At 27.5% G+C, this 21,018-nt stretch carries 16 protein-coding genes, 1 tRNA gene and 2 other annotated features; of the genes, 14 read left to right on the top strand and 3 right to left on the bottom strand.

Translation table 11 applies throughout. The features are described 5' to 3' along the window. Positions 1-35 precede the first annotated feature (35 nt). The 3 genes from JW646_RS00845 (at position 36) to JW646_RS00835 (ending at position 5,133) form a co-directional block, all read left to right on the top strand. Complete coding sequence (locus JW646_RS00845) at positions 36-1,733, top strand: phospho-sugar mutase (RefSeq protein WP_228416234.1); 1,698 nt, start codon at positions 36-38, stop codon at positions 1,731-1,733. Between the two features lie 682 nt (positions 1,734-2,415). Next, the gene (locus tag JW646_RS00840) at positions 2,416-3,261 is read left to right on the top strand and encodes a YihY/virulence factor BrkB family protein (protein WP_228416233.1); all 846 of its coding nucleotides are present in this window, start codon (positions 2,416-2,418) and stop codon (positions 3,259-3,261) included. A 107-nt stretch (positions 3,262-3,368) separates the two neighbouring features. Further along, positions 3,369-3,590, top strand: a binding site (T-box leader). A gap of 45 nt (positions 3,591-3,635) precedes the next feature. Continuing rightward, positions 3,636-3,863, top strand: a binding site (T-box leader). A 64-nt stretch (positions 3,864-3,927) separates the two neighbouring features. After that, positions 3,928-5,133 (top strand): homoserine dehydrogenase, encoded by a 1,206-nt coding sequence (locus tag JW646_RS00835; protein WP_228416232.1) that lies wholly within the window; start codon positions 3,928-3,930, stop codon positions 5,131-5,133. A 231-nt stretch (positions 5,134-5,364) separates the two neighbouring features. Here JW646_RS00835 and JW646_RS00830 read toward each other — a convergent pair whose 3' ends face one another. Further along, the gene (locus JW646_RS00830) at positions 5,365-5,727 is read right to left on the bottom strand and encodes a hypothetical protein (protein ID WP_074917570.1); all 363 of its coding nucleotides are present in this window, start codon (positions 5,725-5,727) and stop codon (positions 5,365-5,367) included. Positions 5,728-5,971: 244 nt separating this feature from the next. Between JW646_RS00830 and JW646_RS20105 the strand changes: the two genes are divergently transcribed. The 4 genes from JW646_RS20105 (at position 5,972) to JW646_RS00815 (ending at position 8,652) form a co-directional block, all read left to right on the top strand. Beyond that, entirely contained in the window at positions 5,972-6,106 is a 135-nt protein-coding gene (locus tag JW646_RS20105; protein ID WP_255701517.1) for a hypothetical protein, read from the top strand. A 127-nt stretch (positions 6,107-6,233) separates the two neighbouring features. After that, the gene (locus JW646_RS00825) at positions 6,234-6,653 is read left to right on the top strand and encodes an alpha-isopropylmalate synthase regulatory domain-containing protein (RefSeq protein ID WP_228417359.1); all 420 of its coding nucleotides are present in this window, start codon (positions 6,234-6,236) and stop codon (positions 6,651-6,653) included. A 325-nt stretch (positions 6,654-6,978) separates the two neighbouring features. Beyond that, a complete protein-coding gene (gene hisD / locus JW646_RS00820) occupies positions 6,979-8,241 on the top strand; it encodes a histidinol dehydrogenase (protein ID WP_074917564.1) in 1,263 nt (420 codons plus the stop codon). A 21-nt stretch (positions 8,242-8,262) separates the two neighbouring features. Next, entirely contained in the window at positions 8,263-8,652 is a 390-nt protein-coding gene (locus JW646_RS00815) for a formylmethanofuran dehydrogenase subunit E family protein (RefSeq protein WP_228416231.1), read from the top strand. 81 nt (positions 8,653-8,733) lie between these two features. Here JW646_RS00815 and JW646_RS00810 read toward each other — a convergent pair whose 3' ends face one another. Next, complete coding sequence (locus JW646_RS00810) at positions 8,734-9,342, bottom strand: DUF6143 family protein (protein ID WP_074917558.1); 609 nt, start codon at positions 9,340-9,342, stop codon at positions 8,734-8,736. 335 nt (positions 9,343-9,677) lie between these two features. On the opposite strand from JW646_RS00810, the gene gap reads away from it, so the two are divergent. The 3 genes from gap to JW646_RS00795 all read left to right on the top strand — a co-directional run bounded on the left by gap (position 9,678) and on the right by JW646_RS00795 (position 11,907). After that, positions 9,678-10,712, top strand: coding sequence for a type I glyceraldehyde-3-phosphate dehydrogenase (gene gap / locus JW646_RS00805; protein ID WP_228416230.1), 1,035 nt, complete (start codon positions 9,678-9,680; stop codon positions 10,710-10,712). Positions 10,713-11,116: 404 nt separating this feature from the next. Beyond that, positions 11,117-11,192: transfer RNA gene (locus tag JW646_RS00800), tRNA-Met, on the top strand. 58 nt (positions 11,193-11,250) lie between these two features. Then, positions 11,251-11,907: a pentapeptide repeat-containing protein gene (locus tag JW646_RS00795; protein ID WP_148557606.1), complete on the top strand. Its 657-nt coding sequence runs from the start codon at positions 11,251-11,253 to the stop codon at positions 11,905-11,907. A 263-nt stretch (positions 11,908-12,170) separates the two neighbouring features. On the opposite strand, the gene JW646_RS00790 is transcribed toward JW646_RS00795, so the two are convergent. Then, positions 12,171-12,989 carry a MerR family transcriptional regulator gene (locus tag JW646_RS00790; RefSeq protein ID WP_228416229.1) on the bottom strand — a complete coding sequence of 273 codons (819 nt, stop codon included), beginning with the start codon at positions 12,987-12,989 and terminating at the stop codon, positions 12,171-12,173. An 89-nt stretch (positions 12,990-13,078) separates the two neighbouring features. On the opposite strand from JW646_RS00790, the gene JW646_RS00785 reads away from it, so the two are divergent. The 4 genes from JW646_RS00785 to JW646_RS00770 all read left to right on the top strand — a co-directional run bounded on the left by JW646_RS00785 (position 13,079) and on the right by JW646_RS00770 (position 21,002). Then, a complete protein-coding gene (locus tag JW646_RS00785; protein WP_074917549.1) occupies positions 13,079-14,467 on the top strand; it encodes an MATE family efflux transporter in 1,389 nt (462 codons plus the stop codon). Between the two features lie 402 nt (positions 14,468-14,869). Continuing rightward, entirely contained in the window at positions 14,870-19,204 is a 4,335-nt protein-coding gene (locus JW646_RS00780) for a 2-hydroxyacyl-CoA dehydratase (protein WP_074917546.1), read from the top strand. Positions 19,205-19,327: 123 nt separating this feature from the next. Continuing rightward, complete coding sequence (locus JW646_RS00775) at positions 19,328-20,647, top strand: hypothetical protein (RefSeq protein WP_074917543.1); 1,320 nt, start codon at positions 19,328-19,330, stop codon at positions 20,645-20,647. After that, positions 20,631-21,002, top strand: a complete 372-nt coding sequence (locus JW646_RS00770) for an arsenate reductase family protein (protein WP_228416228.1) — start codon at positions 20,631-20,633, stop codon at positions 21,000-21,002. Before JW646_RS00775 ends, JW646_RS00770 begins: the two co-directional genes overlap by 17 nt. The last annotated feature ends 16 nt before the right edge of the window (positions 21,003-21,018 follow it).

The following is a 21,018-nucleotide window of genomic DNA, read 5'->3' as shown; positions in this document are numbered from 1 at the left end:
TGTAGATAAAAAGTAAAAGTAAAGGAGCAAATTAAATGGCATATAGGGGAAAATACAATAGTTGGATAGATAATAAATATTTTGATAAGAAAACTAGAGAAGAATTAATTAATTTAAAACATAATGAAAAAGAAATTGAAGATAGATTTTATAAAGATTTAGAGTTTGGTACAGCTGGACTTAGAGGGGTAATTGCGGCAGGCACAAACAGAATAAACAAATATACTGTTAGGAGAGCTACTTTTGGCCTAGCTAATTATATATTAAAAAATACTACCAAAGAAGAACAAGAAAGAGGAGTAGTTATAGCCCACGATAATAGATTTATGTCTAGGGAATTTTGTATAGAAGCTGCAAATACTCTAGCAGCATGTAATATAAAAGCCTATGTATTTAAAAGCTTAAGAACTACACCAGAACTTTCTTTTGCAGTTAGGAACTTAAATGCAATAGCAGGTATAGTTATAACTGCGAGCCACAACCCACCAGAATATAATGGATACAAGGTATACTGGGAAGATGGGGCACAAGTAATGCCGGAAATAGCAAATGCAATAACTGAGGAAATAAATTTAATTGAAGATTATTCAATAATACCCACATTAACTGAAGAAAATAAAGATTTAGTTATAATACTAGGCGAAAAACAAGATACTGACTTCATTGAAGCAGTTAAAACACAAGTAATAAGAAAAGAATTAGTTAGAAGATTAGGAAAAGAATTTAAAATAGTTTACACACCACTTTGTGGAACAGGAAATGTACCAGTAAAGAGAGCTTTAAAAGAAGTCGGATTTGAAAATGTACTTATTGTAAAAGAGGAAGAAATACCAGATCCAAACTTTGCAGGTATAGAGTATCCAAATCCTGAAGATCAAAGGGCGTTAACTAGGGGTATAGAGCTGGCTAAAAAAGAAGGTGCCAATTTGGTAATCGCAACAGATCCAGATTGTGATAGAGTTGGTGTGGCTGTAAAAACTACTTCTGGAGATTATGAACTTCTTACAGGAAATCAAATTGGTGGAATGTTAACTAATTATATAATAGAAGGTCAAAAGGAAGAACATAAACTAAGAGATAATTCAGTACTTATAAAAACAATTGTTACTTCAGAGTTTGGCGCAGATATAGCAAATGCAAATAATGTGGAGGTTATAAATGTGCTTACAGGATTCAAGTTTATAGGTGAAAAAATAAAATCTTTTGAAGAGAAAAGTAACAATACTTATTTATTTGGGTATGAAGAAAGTTATGGTTATTTAGTTGGAACTCATGCTAGAGATAAAGATGGTGTAGTTGCATCTTTATTAATCTCTGAAATGGCCGCATATTATTACTCAAAAGATATGAGTTTATATGAAGGATTACAAGAATTATATAAAAAATACGGATATTTTAAAGAAGAAACTATATCTTTAACATTAGCTGGAATAGAAGGATTAGAAAAAATAGGAGAGATAATATCTTACTTTAGAAATAATGATTTAGAAAGTATAAACAACAAAAAGGTTGTAGAAATTATAGATTTTGCTGATGGAATAGATGATTTACCAAAAGCTAATGTAATAAAATACTTCTTAGAAGATGAATCTTGGGTAGCTATTAGACCTTCTGGAACAGAACCAAAACTAAAGTTTTATTTAGCGGTAAAAGGTGATGATGAGGATGTTTGTAATAACAAGTTATCTGGAATTAAAAAGAGCATAAACGAAATTATAAATAAATTAATGTAAAAATAATAATATTAAAAGTAAGATATTTAATTTTTTCTGTATTTTATAACATTTTAAAATAAAAGTAATGATTTTTGGTATTAAAGAATCAAAAATCATTACTTTTTTTGTCTAAAAATATATGATAATATATATTTTGAGACAAAAACTATACATACAAATAATGAATTTGAATAAAAAATATGAAAGTATGTAATATTATGGATAATAAAGATAAAGATGGTATTATGCTTATTTATAATGAAAAAGGAGATACTATTTATGCTAATAAAAAGATTATTATTTAAATTTAGGATATAATGGAATGGAAAGTCTTATTCACTTTTTCATAAAATACTTGATGAATAATACAATAATAATAAAGCATTAAAATTTCACCATCAGATGTATTATAGGGATTAATTAACATAGTTTCGGTGAAATGATGATACTGTACAATTCAGTTAATAGATGGTATTGATGATAAAGTATTGGTGATTTTACCTATGTATATTTATAATGATGTAAAAAGGAATTATAATTGGAAAAGTTGAAAATATATTTAAATGATAAATGTAGTATTAACAATAGAATAATATATAATGACAAAACATAATTGGAATGCCAGATACATAGTAACCATTAAGTAAATTAATTGTTATATTAAAATAGTTAATAAATATTATAGGATAGGAGGGATAATATGAAAAATAAACTTAATAGTAAATTTCAAACATATAGCAAAAAAATGAAATTTCTTATGGAATATTCTAATTATAGAGAAATAAATTCAAAAGCAGCTGAAATGTCATTTTATTTACTGTTATCTTTCTTTCCTTTTTTAATATTTACAATAAGTTTGGTGGTATATACACCAATAATTAAAATTAGTAAATATATTTTTTTATTAAAAAAAATATTACCTTTAAGTGCTTTTAATATAGTATCATCATTAATGCAATCTGCCATAGAAAATAGAAGTTTTAGTTTTTTAATACTAAGTTTTATCTTAGCAATGTATACTATGTCTAGAGCGGTACTATCACTGATTAGAGGCATGAATAGATCATATAATATTAGGGAAACTAGGCCGTATTTTGAGGTGTTATTTATATCTTTAGTATTTGTAATAATGTTAGTTGTTTTGATTTTTACATCTATGATATTTTTAGTATTTGGTGAGAGGTTAGGTTCATTTTTATTTAATTTAATTGGTTTGGATCAATATTTTATGTATATTTGGAACCTTTGTAGATACGTGGTAGGAATTATAACTGTAATTATTATTTTGATGAACTTATATAGATTTACTCCAAATAAAAAGTTGCATTTTAAAGATGTATTGCCAGGAGCTATAGTCTCTACTTTATGTTGGTTAGTAGCATCTTTTTGTTATTCATTTTACTCAAACAATTTTGCAAGATACGATATTATTTATGGAAGTTTAGGAGGAATAATCGTACTTATGACATGGGTTTATTTAAGTAGTTGGACTATATTAATTGGTTGTGAAATAAATGCCAGGTTATATAAAAGAAAAATGAGATAAATTTGTATCATTTATTGTAAATTTTAATATATTATATAAATAAATAAAAATCATCTTGACATATAGTAATAAATCTTATAGTATTAATTTAATATAAATTTAAAGTTATAAAAGCGATGAATAGGAAGAGTAAATCTAATTCGATTATCAGAGAGAAAAGCTCATAGGCTGTAAGGCTTTTCAAATTAGAGGGATTGAAAACTACCTAGGAGCTGTGATCTGAAGTAATCTAATTGATTTTAGTAAGATTAACCGTAAGCTGCGTTAAAGCATTAAGTGGATTTCAAATCAATTTAGGTGGAACCGCGGGAATATATCTCGTCCTTATTTATAAGGGCGAGTTTTTTAATTTAAAGAAAAATACAAATTAATATTTAAAAGCGATGAATAGGAAGAGTAAATCTAATTCGATTACCAGAGAGAAAAGCTCGTAGGCTGTAAGGCTTTTCAAATTAGAGAGATTGAAAACTACCTAGGAGCTGTAATCTGAAGTAATCTAGTTGATTTTAGTAAGATTAACCGTAAGCTGCGTTAAAGTTTAAAGTGAGTTTTATTGTAAATAAAACTAAATTGGGTGGAACCGCGAGAGACTCGTCCCTTTATGAGGAATTAGTCTCTTTTTTTGATTAAAAAATAAAATTTGTAAAGTAAAAAGGAGGTTTTAATATGAAAATAGCTATACTTGGATATGGAACAGTGGGAAAAGGTCTTGTACAAATGATTGAGGGAAATAAGAATAAAAGAAATATAGAAATAACAAGCATATTAGTTAGAGATAAAAATAAATATAGCTCTTCTAAATATGCGAATATAATAACTGAAAATATTGAGGATGTTTTTAAAGCGGATATTGATATTTTAGTTGAACTAATGGGAGGTTTACATCCTTCGTATGAATATATAAAAAGAGCATTGGAAAGCAAAATTAATGTGGTTACAGCTAATAAGGATATGTTAGCAGAGTATGGGGATAAGCTTGTTAAGTTAGCAAAAGAAAATAATGTAAGTCTTAAATTTGAAGCATCTGTAGGTGGTGGAATACCTGTTCTTAAGCCTTTAACAGAGTCTTTAGAAGGTAATTCTATTGATAGTATGTATGCCATATTAAATGGAACTACAAACTTTATTTTAAGTAAAATGTACAATGAAGGTTTGTCTTATGATGAAGTATTGAAAGAAGCTCAAGAATTAGGTTTTGCAGAAGCTAATCCAGAAGCAGATGTGGAAGGATATGATGCAGCAAGAAAATTATCAATTCTATCAACTTTGGCTTACAATGGCAGAGTATATTGGAAAGATTTCTACTTAGAAGGTATATCAAAAATTGATATGAAGGATATTGATTATGCAAAAAAAATGGGATGTAAAATTAAGTTAGTTGGCCAAAGTAAGAAGAAAAATGAAAAGGTTAGTGGTTTTGTAAGACCTGTCCTTGTTGACAATAATAACTTATTATCTCAAATAGATAATGAATATAATATCGTTGTATTTAATGGGGATTCTGTGGGAGAATTGTCTTTTGTAGGCAAAGGAGCAGGAAAAGAACCTACAGGGAGCGCTGTTTATGCAGATGTTATAGATATTTTTGACAATAGAATTGCTAACATAGATCAATTCACAAAAGACAAAATTGAAGTAGAAAAAACAATTAATAATAAGTGTCAAGTTTTATTAAGATTTAAATCTCCTAGAAAAGAAGAAATAATATCTTTAATAAATGCTTGTATAGATGAATATGACATAATTGACGATAATGATGAATTGGCAGTTATGGTTTACGCAGAATCTGAATATGAAATTAATAATATATTATGTTTAATTAAGGATAAAGGGTATTGTAAAGAAAGTAGAAAGATATTAAAAATTAGTTAAAAAATATATGCACTCTTTGGAGCTTACAAACTCTAGAGAGTGTTTTTAGCTAGTACCTAATTTAGAATGGTTTTTAATTTTGATATAATTGATAAAGAAGGAGTTATTGCTAAGTATGTGCCAGGTGCCATGGATAAAGAAACTATGAAAAATCTTATTGAAGGGGGAATAATAAAATATAAAGGAGCTGTTACACAGATATTTGAGGTTAAGTGTAACAGCTCTTTTTTACTAAAATTTCTTTATCTCATTTTTATCAAATAATTTGTTGCTTATTAAGTCTATATAGGGTTTATTAGTGATATAGGATGCAGATAAATAGACTCTTCTTTTATCTTGTCTTTGCCAAAGTCTAAACTTAAGATTTTCTTCGCTTTTGAAAAAGTTTTTATAATAAAACTCAACTTTTTCTAATATTCTTGCTTCTTTTTCATTTACTTTTACTTCAGCTAAAATTTCTTGGATTCTCTCATTAATTTTTTTATCAGAAAGGTAAGACAAACATAATTGAAACTGTAATTTATAGTTTACGTCTTTGTACTCCTCATAAATAGATTTTGCCATTATATGAGCTTCTTTGTATATGTCATCCATTTTTTATCTCCTTCCATGATAATTTAGTGTTCTACTACTCTTTATATATATTATTAAATAGAAATAATATTAATTCCCTTAAATATAAATAAATGCAATAATTAAAAAAGTTTTTTACTTATAACTTGAGTCATCTGTAAAAAATTTAGAAAATTGTAAAAAATATTTGCGATGGTTAGACTTTAGTATATTATTACTAATAAGTTAAATAATTAGAAAGCTAAGAATAGGAGTAGTAAGAATTATGAAGTATACAGAGAGCCAAAGTTTTACAGAAACAGAAATGGATTATGCACTAGAAATATGCCAAGTTGTCATGGATGTATGGCAACCAACACCTGAGAATAAAATGATTATAAATTTACTCTCAGTCAGGTAAATGTGGAGTAAACTAGATTATGGAAAATGAATATGGATTTAATATTCCTAAGAATATGCACAAGTATTTTGGTAGAGTTGTTAAGCAAGACTCAGATGAAAGAGCTAAGTAATTATTACCTAAGGAAATCTATGAATTATTCAATGAATGGTATATAGATATTGACACACCATACAAGCTTAAAAAATACAAAATTATTTCAGCAAACTCAGATATACACCACATTAAAAACTGTGCTGAAAACAATATGTTGGAGTTGGAAGCTGTAATTAATTTTGAAGGTGAAGATTATGTGATTAAAGGTAAAGTAAATGGTCAAATAGATGCATTTAACAATGCATTAAAACAAAATGAACTTAAAAATTATAAATTTAAAAATTATCATGAACATGGCTTAAGCAATGGTTCTCATGTAAAAGGTGTGGCTTATGTGGAAATAGAAGATAATGTTGAAGTAGCTTATTATGTGGAAAAATACGATGAAAATGAAATAAGACGAATAGGAAAAAAGCTTTTGAAACTGCTAGAGCTAGAAATAAAAAATTAACTTGTGTAGATAAAGCAAATGTTCTTGATAATGGTTATACAACGACAGATATATATGTTGGAAAAGGAAGGGTTGTAGGGACTAATGAAAAGGGAGATTTAATAGCTAAACGAATATAATGAATTTAAAATAAAGCATCTTTAAACTTACTAATATTAATAAGTATAATAGGTGTTTTATTTATATTTAGTACTTTACAAAATAAAAAATTATATTAACTACATTATTGTTGACATCTAGTTTGTAAATAGATAGGATTATTTTTATATAGGATAAAATAAGGGGATATTTGATCTATTGCATAGTTATCATAGGAGGAGTAAAAATGGAAGTATTAAAAAAATCTCAGTTTAAAAATATAGAAACTGAGAAAGCAGTAAAAATGCAAGTAAGAGAAATATTGAATGATATAAAACTTAACAGGGATATTGGAGTAAGAAAATATAATTTTCAGTTTGATAAAAATCCAAGATTAAGATACAGAGTAACTAGAGATGAAATAGTAAAGGCATATAAACAAGTAGATATTAAATTTATTGAAGATATTAAAATTGCAGTAAAAAATATTGAAGAGTTCGCTAAAGCTCAAAAAGAAAGCTTTGAAAATAACTTTGAAAGAGAAATTTATCCTGGGGTAATACTTGGTCAAAAACATATACCTATAGAATCAGCATTAGCATATGTGCCAGGTGGAGGATATCCACTTTTTTCTACAGCACTAATGTTAATTATTCCAGCTAAAATTGCAGGTGTTAAAAGAGTGTGTGCATGTTCACCCACTATGAGAAATAGTAAAGATATAAATCCGAAAACTTTAATTGCAATGGATATAGCTGGAGCAGATGAAATATATGCTGTAGGCGGAGTTCAAGCAATAGGAGCATTTACATATGGAACACAAAGTATTAAGCCAGTGGATATCATTGTTGGACCAGGAAACAAATATGTAACAGAAGCTAAAAGACAATGTTATGGAAATGTTGGGATAGATTTTGTGGCAGGACCAAGTGAAGTTTTAATTATAGCAGATGAAACTGCCAATGCTGATTATATTGCAGCTGACGTTTTAGCACAATGTGAACATGATTATAGTGCTAGAGGTATTTTAATTACTACAGATAAAAAATTGGGAGAAGTAGTTTCTAAAAAAGTGGATGAAATTTTAAAAGATCTTCCTACAAGAGATATAGCAGTATCATCTTGGAGAAACAATGGAGAAATAATATATGTGGACACTTTAGAGGAAGCCATAAAACTTAGTAATAAATATGCACCTGAACATTTAGAAATAAGCTTGAAAAATGAAGACGAAATAATAGATAAACTAATAAATTATGGGTCTTTGTTTGTAGGAAGCCTATCAGCTGAAGTTTTTGGTGATTATGTGTCAGGAACAAATCATACATTACCAACTCTTAGGGCATCTAGATATACTGGTGGAGTGTGGGTTGGAACATTTATAAAAACGTGTACTACTCAAAGATTAAGTCAAAAAGCAGTAGATTTATTAGCCCCAGTAGCTCATGATTTAGCTGTGGAAGAAGGATTATATGCCCATGCAAATGCGGCTAAAATAAGGATTAAATAGTACATAAATTTAGGAGGAATAATGGATAGTTTATTATGGGAAGAAGCTGTTAGATTTCATGGTCATGAATGTCCAGGGTTAGCTATTGGCATGAAAGCTTGTGAAGCAATAATGGGTAAAATGAATATAAAGTTAAATAAAGATGAAATTATATGTATAACAGAAAATAATACTTGTCCATTGGATGGAATAAAGTATGTCTTTGGATGCGACTATGATAAAAAGAACTTATTTTATAAAGAAAGTGGAGAATTGGCTTTTAATATTTTTAATATTAATAATAAGGATAGTTTAAGAATTATTTATAAAGGAAAAAATAATACTAACTCAAATGGTGAGTATACAAAATATATTTTAAATGAAAATGTAGATGAATTATTTGATTTTTCAAAAGTAAAATATAGTTTATAGTTAAAGCTCCTTTCTTTACAATGAAATCATTGTAAAGAAAGGAGCTTTTTTATTTGGTTAATAATATAATTGTAAAATTGCTTAATCAAAGAAGGAGGACAAGGGTTCTTCCCACCATGAAAATGACATGACAAAGTTTGAAGTTATTTCTTCTTTAACAGGACTAATTTCAAATAGGTAACTAAAACCAGGAGAAATAACTACGCCACCATTTTCATTGGAAATATGCATGTTATAAGGAGGGATAATTAAGTTTTGACCATAAATGCCATAAATTTTTTCAATGTCATTACCAAAGAATATTTTGCCAGTAGGCATACTACCACAAGAATTTGAATTTGTTATAGTTGTATTACTAGAACTTTCTAAATTTCCAATGACATCTTCTACGCAGTAATATATTTTAGATATAACTGGACTTGATGATAAATTGGAAATTACAGAACTTTTAACATAAATATTTACATTTGATTTTTTAGGGTTAGATAATAATAAATAAGCACAATCAAAAGTACTATTTCCACCACAATCCATTTCTTCACTAACTCCATTAAATAATGATAAGTTTTTGGTTTGAATATATCCATTGGAAATATCACAAGAGTAATTAATTGTTGATGGTATTTCCGAGTTATTAGTATTCTTAGATGGTTTAGATTTATTTATATATTGATTTTGAGTTATTTTCATTTTTATCACTCCTATTACGATCTTAAAAAAGTATATGAATTAATGTGAAAAACTATGAATATTTATAAGTGATGACTTTTTGTAATATTTATTGTATACAAATAATTAAAAAAATATTGAAATTGTGTACAAAATGGTGTACTATAAAAATGTAGTGTACACTATATATAATAAATATAACACACTAAATAAACTATTTATCAAAAAATGACACATTTAATATACATTATATTAATGGTGATTTTAAAATTCTTTAGAGAGCTAAAGAAAAAGACATGAAAATAAATATATAGTGTACCCTAAATAATTATAAATGATATGTGGGAGGAATAGACTTGAAAATAAAAGTAGGAATTAACGGTTTTGGAAGAATAGGTAGAAATGTGCTTAGAATAGTAGAGGAAATGCCAAAAGATAGCTACGAAATAGTGGCTATAAATGCAAGAGCAGAAGCAGACACTTTAGCACATTTATTTAAATATGATTCTTGTTATGGAATATTTAAAGGTGATGTAGAAGTTAAAGATGAAGAAACAATTGCTATAAATAATAACGATATAAAAATACTTAGATATGGCGATCCAAGTCAAATTCCATGGAAAGAGTTGGGAGTAGACTTAGTAATAGAATCTACAGGTAAATTTGTAAAAAGAGAAGATTGTATGAAGCATATTGAAGCTGGAGCAAAAAAAGTTATAATAAGTGCACCTGGTAAAAATGAAGATAAGACGATTGTTATGGGCGTAAATGAAAATGAATATGATGAAAACATTCATAACATAATATCAAATGCTTCTTGCACAACTAACTGTTTAGCACCATTTGCAAAAGTATTAGACCAAGAATTTGGTATAGAAGAAGGACTAATGACTACTATACACGCATACACAAATGACCAAAGAATTTTAGACAAAACACATAAGGATTTAAGAAGAGCAAGAGCTGCTGGAGAATCAATGATACCTACGACAACAGGAGCTGCAAAAGCAGTTGCCAAAGTTTTACCACAGTTAAATGGAAAGTTAAATGGATTTGCTGTAAGAGTTCCAACACCAACTGTTTCACTTGTAGACTTAGTTTGTATATTAAAGAAAGATGCTACTGTTGAAGAAATAAATGCAGCATTTAAAAAAGCATCAGAAAATGAAATGAATGGAATTTTAGGATATAGTGAAGAACCATTAGTTTCAATAGATTATAGAGGAGATGCACGTTCATCAATTATAGATGGATTATCAACTATGGCAATGGGAAGTAGAATGTTTAAAGTTGTTTCATGGTATGATAATGAGTGGGGATACTCTTCAAGAACAGTGGATTTAGTTGATTTTATTGCTACTAAAATGAAAGCTTTAGAAAGTAATATTTAATAATTAAATAAATTGAAAAAGACATCTGTATACAGATGTCTTTTTATATAAAAATATTGAAAATAAAAAAATCCTTACTTTATCCGATCAAGTAAGGATTCTAAAATATATTATAAAAAGGGGTTTATTAGGGAATATATTTTATTTGGGGAGTAATCAGTTATTGGGGAAATAACTGCTTATTTATAATAACAAAGTTCGACAAATGTTGCAAGCTTTTTTTGAAAAAAATGAAAAATTTAATATTAAATAATATATAAAAAATAATAATTATAAAATATCTACTTTATGGTTATACTTATAAAAGTAAGTATTTATTATTAAATAAAAAGTTTCGTATATAATAAATAGGGTTGTTATATTATGCTTATTATGTTATCCTATAATAGAACAGAAAATAATGACGCGGAGTGGAGCAGTTGGCAGCTCGTTGGGCTCATAACCCAAAGGTCATAGGTTCAAGTCCTATCTCCGCAACCAATATACAAATATAAAACTCTTATATCTTTTGGTATAAGAGTTTTTTTATGGAGGAAATATGAATAACAATAAAAAATTAGATACATCTCTTAAGTACAATAAAACATCTAAAATGAATAAAAATTTCATGTATCAAGATTTAAAAAGAAGTAATTGCTACAATTGTGATTTTTCAAAATCAAACTTCAACTTCACAAGTTTAAGAGGGGCTCATTTTAAATCTTGCAACTTCTATGGGTGCACATTTAAGTCTTCAGAGTTTGTAGGAAGTAATTTAAAAGGAAGTAAATTTATAAAAGCTAAGTTTGAAGACACTATATTTGAAGGTGCAAAATTAGAAAATGTTGATTTTTCTGGAGCAAGTTTCAAAAATGTTATATTTGTAGATTCTGATTTAAGCAAAGCAATAAATCTTAATTACATAGAAGATGAAGTAAGAATATATAACGATATGCCAGAGTTAGAAATAAGTGATGATTTAAAAAAAGCTATAGAAAAAGCCATGGAAAATAAGTGTGTGAAAAAATCAAGAACTCTTGATACAAAGGACGGAGGTATCAATACAATAAGTATAATGATACTTTTAGAAAAATTTAGAGAAAAAAGACTTATAGAAGGTTTAGGAATCTTAAGTGAAAAAGTTGATAGAGAGTTCTGTACTTTAAGTTATATTATAAAAAGTTTACAAAGTTACAAAGATCAAGGGATTTTATAAGTTTGTATAATTAAGAAAAAGCCTTAGATTGTGGAAAATCTAAGGCTTTTTTTATTTGTAAGTATTTTATTTTTCAAACTTGATAATTTAATTTGATATAGTTACACTTTATATTTCATTTACACCTAGTATTACGCTTAAATTACCGCAAGTATAAGCTTTTAATAAGGAAGAATATTCTTATAATAGATTAACTATTTAACAAACCTGACATTTCACTACAATATATTAATTATAGTATATTAAAATTATAAATGCTGATTTTAGTCAGATAACTCTATTGATACTTTTAATAATTGCATATTTTCACTTGGTGTAGTAAGTGCATCTAATAAAGTTTTTACATAAGAATAATTTCCGATTTTTAAATTGTTATCACTTATATATGAAATCATTTTATCGTAGGTAGATTCTATATTATTAAAGGAGCCTTGGTGATATGAAATTAAATATTTACCAGATTTTTTTATAAATAATCTGGATTTAGGTATTTCAATTTCACAATTAAATAAAAAATTTTCGGGAATAAAGGTAAAATTATCATTTGTTTTTTCTATACTTATTAAAGTTGATAAAGAATCTTTAAAGCTATAATTATTTATAAACTGATTGAAATTATTTTTAACCATATAAAATAAGTTTTTATCAGTATCACTCTTTAAAGATTTACTTAAAAATAATTTTTCCTCTTCTTCATATTCTACTTTTATTTCTTTATTATTTATGGAAAAAGCATAATCTATTTTTTCTATTCTTGATTTTAGCATGTTCTGTAATTCTTTAATTCTATTTATTTCTTCATCTAACTCTTCTATTCTATTTTCAAATAAACTTTTTACCTTTTGTGGTGTTCTATTATTTAAAAATAAATTAATTTCATTTAAGGACATATTCATTTCTTTCATTACACTAATAAAGTAAAAAAGATTTAACTGATCGTAGGTATACATTCTATATCCATTTTCATCACAAGAATCAGGCTTTAGTATTCCAATATCATTGTAATGATACAGTGTGTGCTTTGTAACGTTACAAATCCTTGCAAACTCTCCTGTTGTTAATTTTTTTAAATTCATTTTCATTTTTTTAATCTCCTATTGACTGTTGGGTTACCCTATACTATATTATAGCAATATGATAAAGAATATGTAATAAAAAAAGGAGTAATATTATGAGTAATAAAAGTATTGATTTAGGTAAGGGAAGTATTAGTAAATTACTTTATACATTGGCCGTCCCAACTATAATAGGTCAATTAGTAAATCTATTATATAACGTTATAGATAGAATATTTATAGGTAGAATGGCTAACGGAGATATAGCTATGGCCGGTGTTGGTGTTGCCATGCCAATAATACTATTGGTATCAGCCTTTGCAATGTTATTTGCTGCTGGAGGTGCACCACTTAGTGCTATTGAAATGGGAAAACAAGATAATGATAAAGCAGAAGAAATAATGAGTAACTGTTTTTCAATGCTTATATCTGGAGGTATTATTTTAACTATACTATTCCTTGTATTCAAAGAACCTATACTTTGGGCATTTGGAGCGAGTAACGCAACAATAGGATATGGTTTAGATTATTTATCTATATATTTAATAGGTACTATATTTGTGCAAATATCTTTGGGGATGAATTTATTTATAAATACTCAAGGATTTACAAAAATAGGTATGTTTACTGTTATTATAGGTGCTATTATAAATATAGTTTTAGATCCAATTTTAATATTTGGATTTGGTATGGGCGTTAAAGGTGCTGCATTAGCAACTATAATTTCACAAGGTATATCTGCTATATTTGTATTAAAGTTTCTATTTGGTAAAAAGAGTATTCTTAAAATTAGAAAGAAATATCTAAAACTTAATAAAAAATTAGCACTTTCTATAGTAGCTTTAGGTGTAGCGCCATTTATAATGCAAGCTACGGAGTCTTTAGTACTAGTAAGTTTAAATAATCAATTATTAAAATATGGGGGAGACTTAGCAGTAGGTGCTATGACAATAATGAGCAGTATAATGCAAGTGATAATGATGCCTTTGATGGGTCTTACTCAAGGAGCTCAGCCAATAATTAGTTATAACTTTGGGGCAAAAGAAATGGATAGAGTTAAAAAGACATTTAAATTATTATTTATAATATGTGTATCATATTCTGCAGTTATGGTATCCTTAATAATGATATTCCCAGAGTTTTTCGTAAGTATATTTAATAATAAACCAGAACTTGTTGAAATAACATCGTGGGCAATGAAAATATATTTTGTAGGTATGTGTTTATTTGGAGCTCAAATAGCTTGTCAACAAACTTTTTTAGCTTTAGGCCAAGCAAAGACATCTCTGATTATTGCAATGCTTAGAAAAATTGTATTGCTAGTTCCACTAATATTCATTTTACCTATGTTTATTGAAGACGGTTTAACTGCTGTTTTGTTAGCAGAACCAATAGCAGATATTATAGCTATAATAAGTACTGTAATAATATTTGGATTATTCTATAAGAAAACTTTTAATAATATAGATGAAAAAAATAATGAAGTAATAAATAATATAAACTAATAAAAAGAACAATGATAAAGTTAATTATCATTGTTCTTTTTTAGTTCTTTTCAATTTCCTTCATATTTATATGCTTCTGATTCATAATTAATTAGTAAGGTATTTTTAAATAAATTCAAAGACACAAAATACAAGGTAATAAAGGTAAAAAATCTTTCAAGTAGAATTTTAAATATATATTACAATAAAGCATTTAAGAGTTAGAATATATATAAGGGTTAAAATTAAATATTTTCAATTTCATAATATGAATTCTAAATATTATATTGATATTATATTAAAATTTAATTAACATTATTAAGTATGTACAGTGTTGCCTTATAATTTATATTATAGAATCGTAATAAAAATTTTAGTATACATGAAATGTGAGCAGGATTTATATGTCATGGGGGGATAGTTATGATAAAGACATACAATATGGGAATAGATGTAGGATCAACAACAGTAAAAACTGTGATTTTATATGATGATATACCTATTTATAAGGAATATAGAAGACATTTCTCAGATGTAAAAAAAGCAGTTAAAGAAATACTACGAAATGTTTATGATAAATTAGGAGATATTTGTGTATCCGTGGTAGTAACAGGATCTGGAGGAATAGACATATCAAATTATTTAAATTTGAAATTTATTCAAGAGGTTATTTCATCTACAAAAGCAATAGAAACATTTCACCCAGAAACAGATGTAGTAATAGAACTAGGTGGAGAAGATGCAAAAATTACTTATTTAAGTGGTGGTATTGATCAAAGAATGAATGGAATATGCGCTGGAGGGACTGGAGCTTTCATAGACCAAATGGCTACCCTTTTAAAAACAGATGCAAAAGGTTTAAATGAAATGGCAAAGGATTATAATGTTATTTATCCTGTTGCTTCAAGATGTGGTGTATTTGCTAAAACAGATATACAGCCACTTATAAATGATGGTGCAAAAAAATCAGATATAGCAATGAGTATTTTTAACGCTGTTGTAGTTCAAACAGTCAGTGTTTTATCTTGTGGAAGAAAAATAGAGGGAAAAGTTGCTTTTTTAGGAGGACCATTATACTTTTTATCTCAACTTAGAAAAGCCTTTCAAAATGTGTTAAAACTCAAAGATGAAGATGTGATTTTTCCACAAGATGCTCAACTATATATAGCTATGGGTGCCAGTCTGCTATCAAAGAATGAAGATTTTTTAATATTGCATGATTTATTAAATAGATTAGACGAAATTAATAATATTGATATTAGCGGGAATAAGGGTTTGGAACCTTTGTTTAAAGATTTTAATGAGTATGAAGAATTCACACATAAACATGAGAAAAATTCAGTTGAAAAGGTAGATATTAACAAAGTAAAAGGCAATGTATATTTAGGTATTGATGCAGGTTCAACTACTACAAAGGCTACATTAATAGATGAAGATGGAAATTTAGTATATTCGTATTACAGTAGTAATGAAGGAAGCCCTTTAGAAACTTCAATAAGAGTATTAAAAGACATATATAAGAGTTTACCTAAGGATATGAAAATTCTTTCCTCTTGCGTAACAGGATATGGTGAAGCATTACTTAAAAAGGCACTGAAAGTTGATTATGGAGAAATAGAAACCATTGCCCATTATAAAGCTGCAAAATACTTTAATGAAGATGTAGATTTTATTTTAGATATTGGTGGTCAAGATATGAAATGTCTAGAAATAAAAAATGGAGTAATTGACAGTATAATATTAAATGAAGCTTGTTCTTCAGGGTGTGGATCATTTTTAGAAACTTTTGCAAAATCCTTATCTATGAATATAGAAGATTTTGCTAGAGTAGGTATAAATTCAAAAAATCCTGTTGACTTAGGGTCTAGATGTACAGTATTTATGAATTCTAAGGTTAAACAAGCACAAAAAGAAGGAGCTACAGTAGCAGATATTTCTGCTGGACTTTCATATTCGGTAATAAAAAATGCTTTATTTAAAGTTATCAAAATAAGAGATTTCAGTAGATTAGGAAATAATATAGTTGTACAAGGTGGAACTTTTTATAATGATTTAGTTCTTAGGGCTTTTGAGAAATTAACAGGTAGAGAAGTTGTTAGACCAAATATTGCTGGATTAATGGGAGCTTTTGGTTGTGCTTTAATTGCAAAATCACAGTATAAAGAAGGCAATGAAAGTCAGCTGTTAGATTACGATGAGCTTAATAATATTAAAATAGATACGACAGTCAAAAGGTGTAATGGTTGTTCAAACAAATGTCTACTTACTATAAATAAATTCTCTCAAGATGAAGTTTTTATATCTGGAAATAGATGTGAAAATGGAGCATTTTTAAATGGAGATAAAAGTGTAAAACAACATAAAGAAAACCCTATTAATTTATTTAAATTTAAGTATGATAGATTATTTAAATATTATAAATCATTAAGCAAAGAAGAGGCAAAAAGAGGTGAAATTGGAATACCTAGAGTTTTAAATATGTATGAAGATTACCCATTTTGGTATACATTTTTCACATGCTTAGGATTTAGAGTGTTGTTATCAGAAAGATCGTCAAAACAATTATACGAAAAGGGTATAGATTCAATAGCATCTGAAACAGTATGTTACCCAGGGAAAATAGTTCATGGACATATTCAAAGTTTGATTGATAGAGGAGTAAAAACTATTTTTTATCCGGCAGTTACTCATGAATACAAAGAAGATAAAAGTGCCGATAATAACTATAACTGTCCAGTGGTAATATCTTACTCTGAAGTTATAAAAAATAATTTGGAAGATTTGAGAAGAAAAAATATTAAATATATTAATCCTTTCTTAAGTTTAAATAATAAAGAAAGACTAAAGTATAGATTATATGAGGTGATTAAAGATAACTTCAGTGATATTACAAAATCAGAGGTATTTAGTGCAGTTGATAAAGCAACAAAAGAAGAAAGTAATTTTAAAAATGAGGTAAGAAAAGCAGGAGAAGATGCACTAAAATATATAGATGAAAATAACTTAAAAGGGATTGTTTTAGCAGGTAGACCTTATCATTTAGATCCAGAAATTAATCATGGAATACCTGAATTAATTAACTCTTTAGATATGGCAGTATTTACAGAAGATAGTATTTGTCATCTTGCTAATTTGGATAGACCTCTTCGCGTTGTAGATCAGTGGGTATATCATTCAAGGCTATATAAGTCTGCATCTTTTGTAAGAAACTTTGATAATTTAGAGCTAGTTCAGCTAAACTCTTTTGGATGTGGCTTAGATGCGGTAACTACAGAACAGGTGGAAGAGATTTTAAGTGAAAAATCTAAAATTTATACGGTTATAAAAATAGATGAAGGTAATAACTTGGGAGCAGCAAAAATAAGACTTAGATCTTTAAAAGCTGCAATGAAAGAAAGAGAAGAAAATAATATAAGAGCAAAAAATATAGAAGCTAAGAAGATACCTTATGTTAAAAATACGAAGCTTAATATGAAACATACTTTACTTGCACCTCAAATGTCGCCTGTACACTTTCAATTTTTACAAGAGGCTTTTAACTCTTGTGGGTGGAATTTAGTAATACTTCAAGATACTAATAGAGAAGTAATAGAAGAAGGATTAAAATATGTACATAATGATGCTTGTTATCCAGCGATAATTGTAATAGGTCAATTAATAAAAGCTTTAAAGTCAGGGGAATATGATTTAAGTAATACATCTGTAGCTATTACTCAAACAGGTGGAGGATGTAGGGCAACTAATTATATAGGTTTCTTAAGAAAGGGACTATATGAGGCAGGTTTTAAGGATATACCAGTTATATCCCTGAGTGTAAATAACATAGAAGATAATGGTGTAATGGATAATATATCATTAAAACTAATTCATAAAACGATTATGAGTGCCATTTATGGAGACTTATTAATGAAGGTAGTATACAGGGTAAGGCCTTATGAAGCTGTAAAAGGAAGCACCAATAAGCTTTATGATAAATGGGTAATTAAATGCAAAGAATCTGTAAAAAATGGTAGATTCTCAGAGTTTAAAAACAATATAAGAAATATAGTAAAAGACTTTGACAACTTAGACGTATTAAATGTAACTAAACCACGTGTAGGTTTAGTAGGTGAAATTTTGGTTAAATTTCATCCAACAGCAAATAATAATGTTGTAGATGTATTGGAAAAAGAAGGTGCAGAAGCGGTAATGCCAGAACTTATTAATTTTTTTACTGCTTGGTCTGTAAACACTCTTTTTAAAAGTAAATATTTAGAAGGAAGTAAGAAATCAACAATAGGAGCGAAAGTATTTATTAAAATTGCTAACTTTTATCAAAAAACTTATTTGAAATCATTAAAAGAAAGTAAGAGATTTTCTACTCCAAAAGATATTAGAGAACTGGCAAAAAAAGCATCAGAAGTAGTATCTCTTGGCAATCAAACAGGAGAAGGATGGCTATTAACAGGTGAAATGATAGAACTTATAGAAGATGATGTGAAAAATGTTATCTGCATGCAGCCTTTTGGATGTTTACCAAACCATATAATTGGTAAAGGATCTATTAAGGAACTAAAAAGAAGATACAAAGATGCAAATATAATTCCAATAGATTATGATCCATCAGCAAGTGAAGTAAATCAAATAAACAGAATAAAATTAATGTTATCAAAGGCATTTAATACAATGAATAAAAATGAAATGACTAAAATAGATATTAATGATTATAAATCTGAAGAGCAAAAAGAAAATAAAAAGGAATGTTTAGTTAAATGCTAAGTATCTAGAACAGATTAGAGTTATTTCTAATCTGTTCTTGTATATAAAATAGAATTTTATCAACAATGAATATATTTATTATGATATAATGAAATTCAATATATTAGAAAAGGTGGAGTAGTTATGAAATCACTTAAAGATGCTATATCTTTAGATTATTTGGACTATGATGTAAGCGAAGATATTAGTATCCATGAAGGAAGATTTTGTGTTTACTTATATAATAAAAAATATAAATGCTACGGAAAAGTATTTTATAAAATGACCACTCCTATGTCTATAAATTTTAAAGGAAAAGTTTTATCAAGGAAGGATTATGATGTAGATATAACCCTAGATTATGATAACGCTATATTAGAAGTTTATGGTTATAAACCAATAAATGTAACTGTAACACTATCTAGTGATATATTCTTAGAAGGTTATATTAACGACGGATATATTAAGTCGAAAAATTATTTTGTAGATAGTATAGACTTTTATATAGTAAATCTTGATAGATATTCAGGAAAACTTATAATGCATGAAGACAAGTTATTTGCTGGGAGGATGGAGTTTAATATAGGGGATTTAGAAGTAACTATTGATAAAAGATATGATTTTACAAAGGAACTAAATAGTGAACTAAAAGATAAATCTGGAACTATAATTACCCACATCGGAAGAATGAAAAAGAAAGACAACAGCCTATTTAAGACAAATAATATAAACGATGTGTTGGATAACATATCTATGGCACTTAGCTTTATGTGTGGAAGATATGTTGATATATGCATAGTTAAGGGATATGAGCTAAATAATAATATATTTAGACTATGTAGAGAATGTATAGTAAGTCCTTTTAGATTTGTACCTAATTGGAAGGATACCATAGCTAATAACCATAATATAGAAAAATATATGACGTTAATGTGTAAAAGACTAAATGATCTGTATTATGGACATGCTATTAAACAAGTTATTGATTGGTATATAGAAACATTGGGTAATACTACAATTGAAAATAATATTATTTCCATGCAAATTGCACTAGAAACTTTATCTTATGTGGTTTTAGTTGAGCAACAAAAGATTTTAAGTGATGAGGAATTTGATGATAACTTATCATCCACAAATATTAGAATGTTACTCAATAGCTGTAAAATTCCTACAGGAAAGGAAGATCTTAACTTGTTTGATGAATATATTCAAAGTAAATTTTTAGATGGAGTAGATTTAATTACTTACTTCAGAAATAAAATAGTTCACCCAAGTAGAAAAAGGAATAGAGCAACTCTTCATGTAGAAGATATGTGGAATATAATTCAAATTGCCATCAGATATGTGGAATTGGTTATGCTGTATTTAATAAACTACAAAGGTGAGTACTCCAATAGATTAAAGGAAAGATCTTATGGAGAGGTGGAATTAGTGCCGTGGAACTTTTATGACAGAAAGGAATAACAATATGAAACTTTATGGATACAAAAAATGCTCTACAGCAAGAAAAGCCAAGAATTGGCTTAAAGAAAATAATATAAACTTTGAAGAAATAGATTTGGTAGATACGCCACCCACAAAAGAAGAAATGAAAAAAATTTATGAAGAAAGTGGACATGAGTTAAAAAAATTCTTTAATACAAGTGGGGTAAAATATAGAGAATTAGGACTTAAAGAAGTGTTAAAGACTGCAAGTGAAGATGAAATGCTTGATATACTTGTAAGTGACGGAAAACTTATAAAAAGACCTTTATTAGTAAACAATAAAAAAGTTTTAATTGGTTTTAAAGAAAATGAATATAAAGAAAACTTATTATAATTAGAAATCTCCTTTG

This window comes from Terrisporobacter hibernicus (genome assembly GCF_020809405.1).
Lineage (GTDB): Bacteria > Bacillota > Clostridia > Peptostreptococcales > Peptostreptococcaceae > Terrisporobacter > Terrisporobacter petrolearius.
This window is presented reverse-complemented; position numbering and strand designations above follow the sequence as displayed.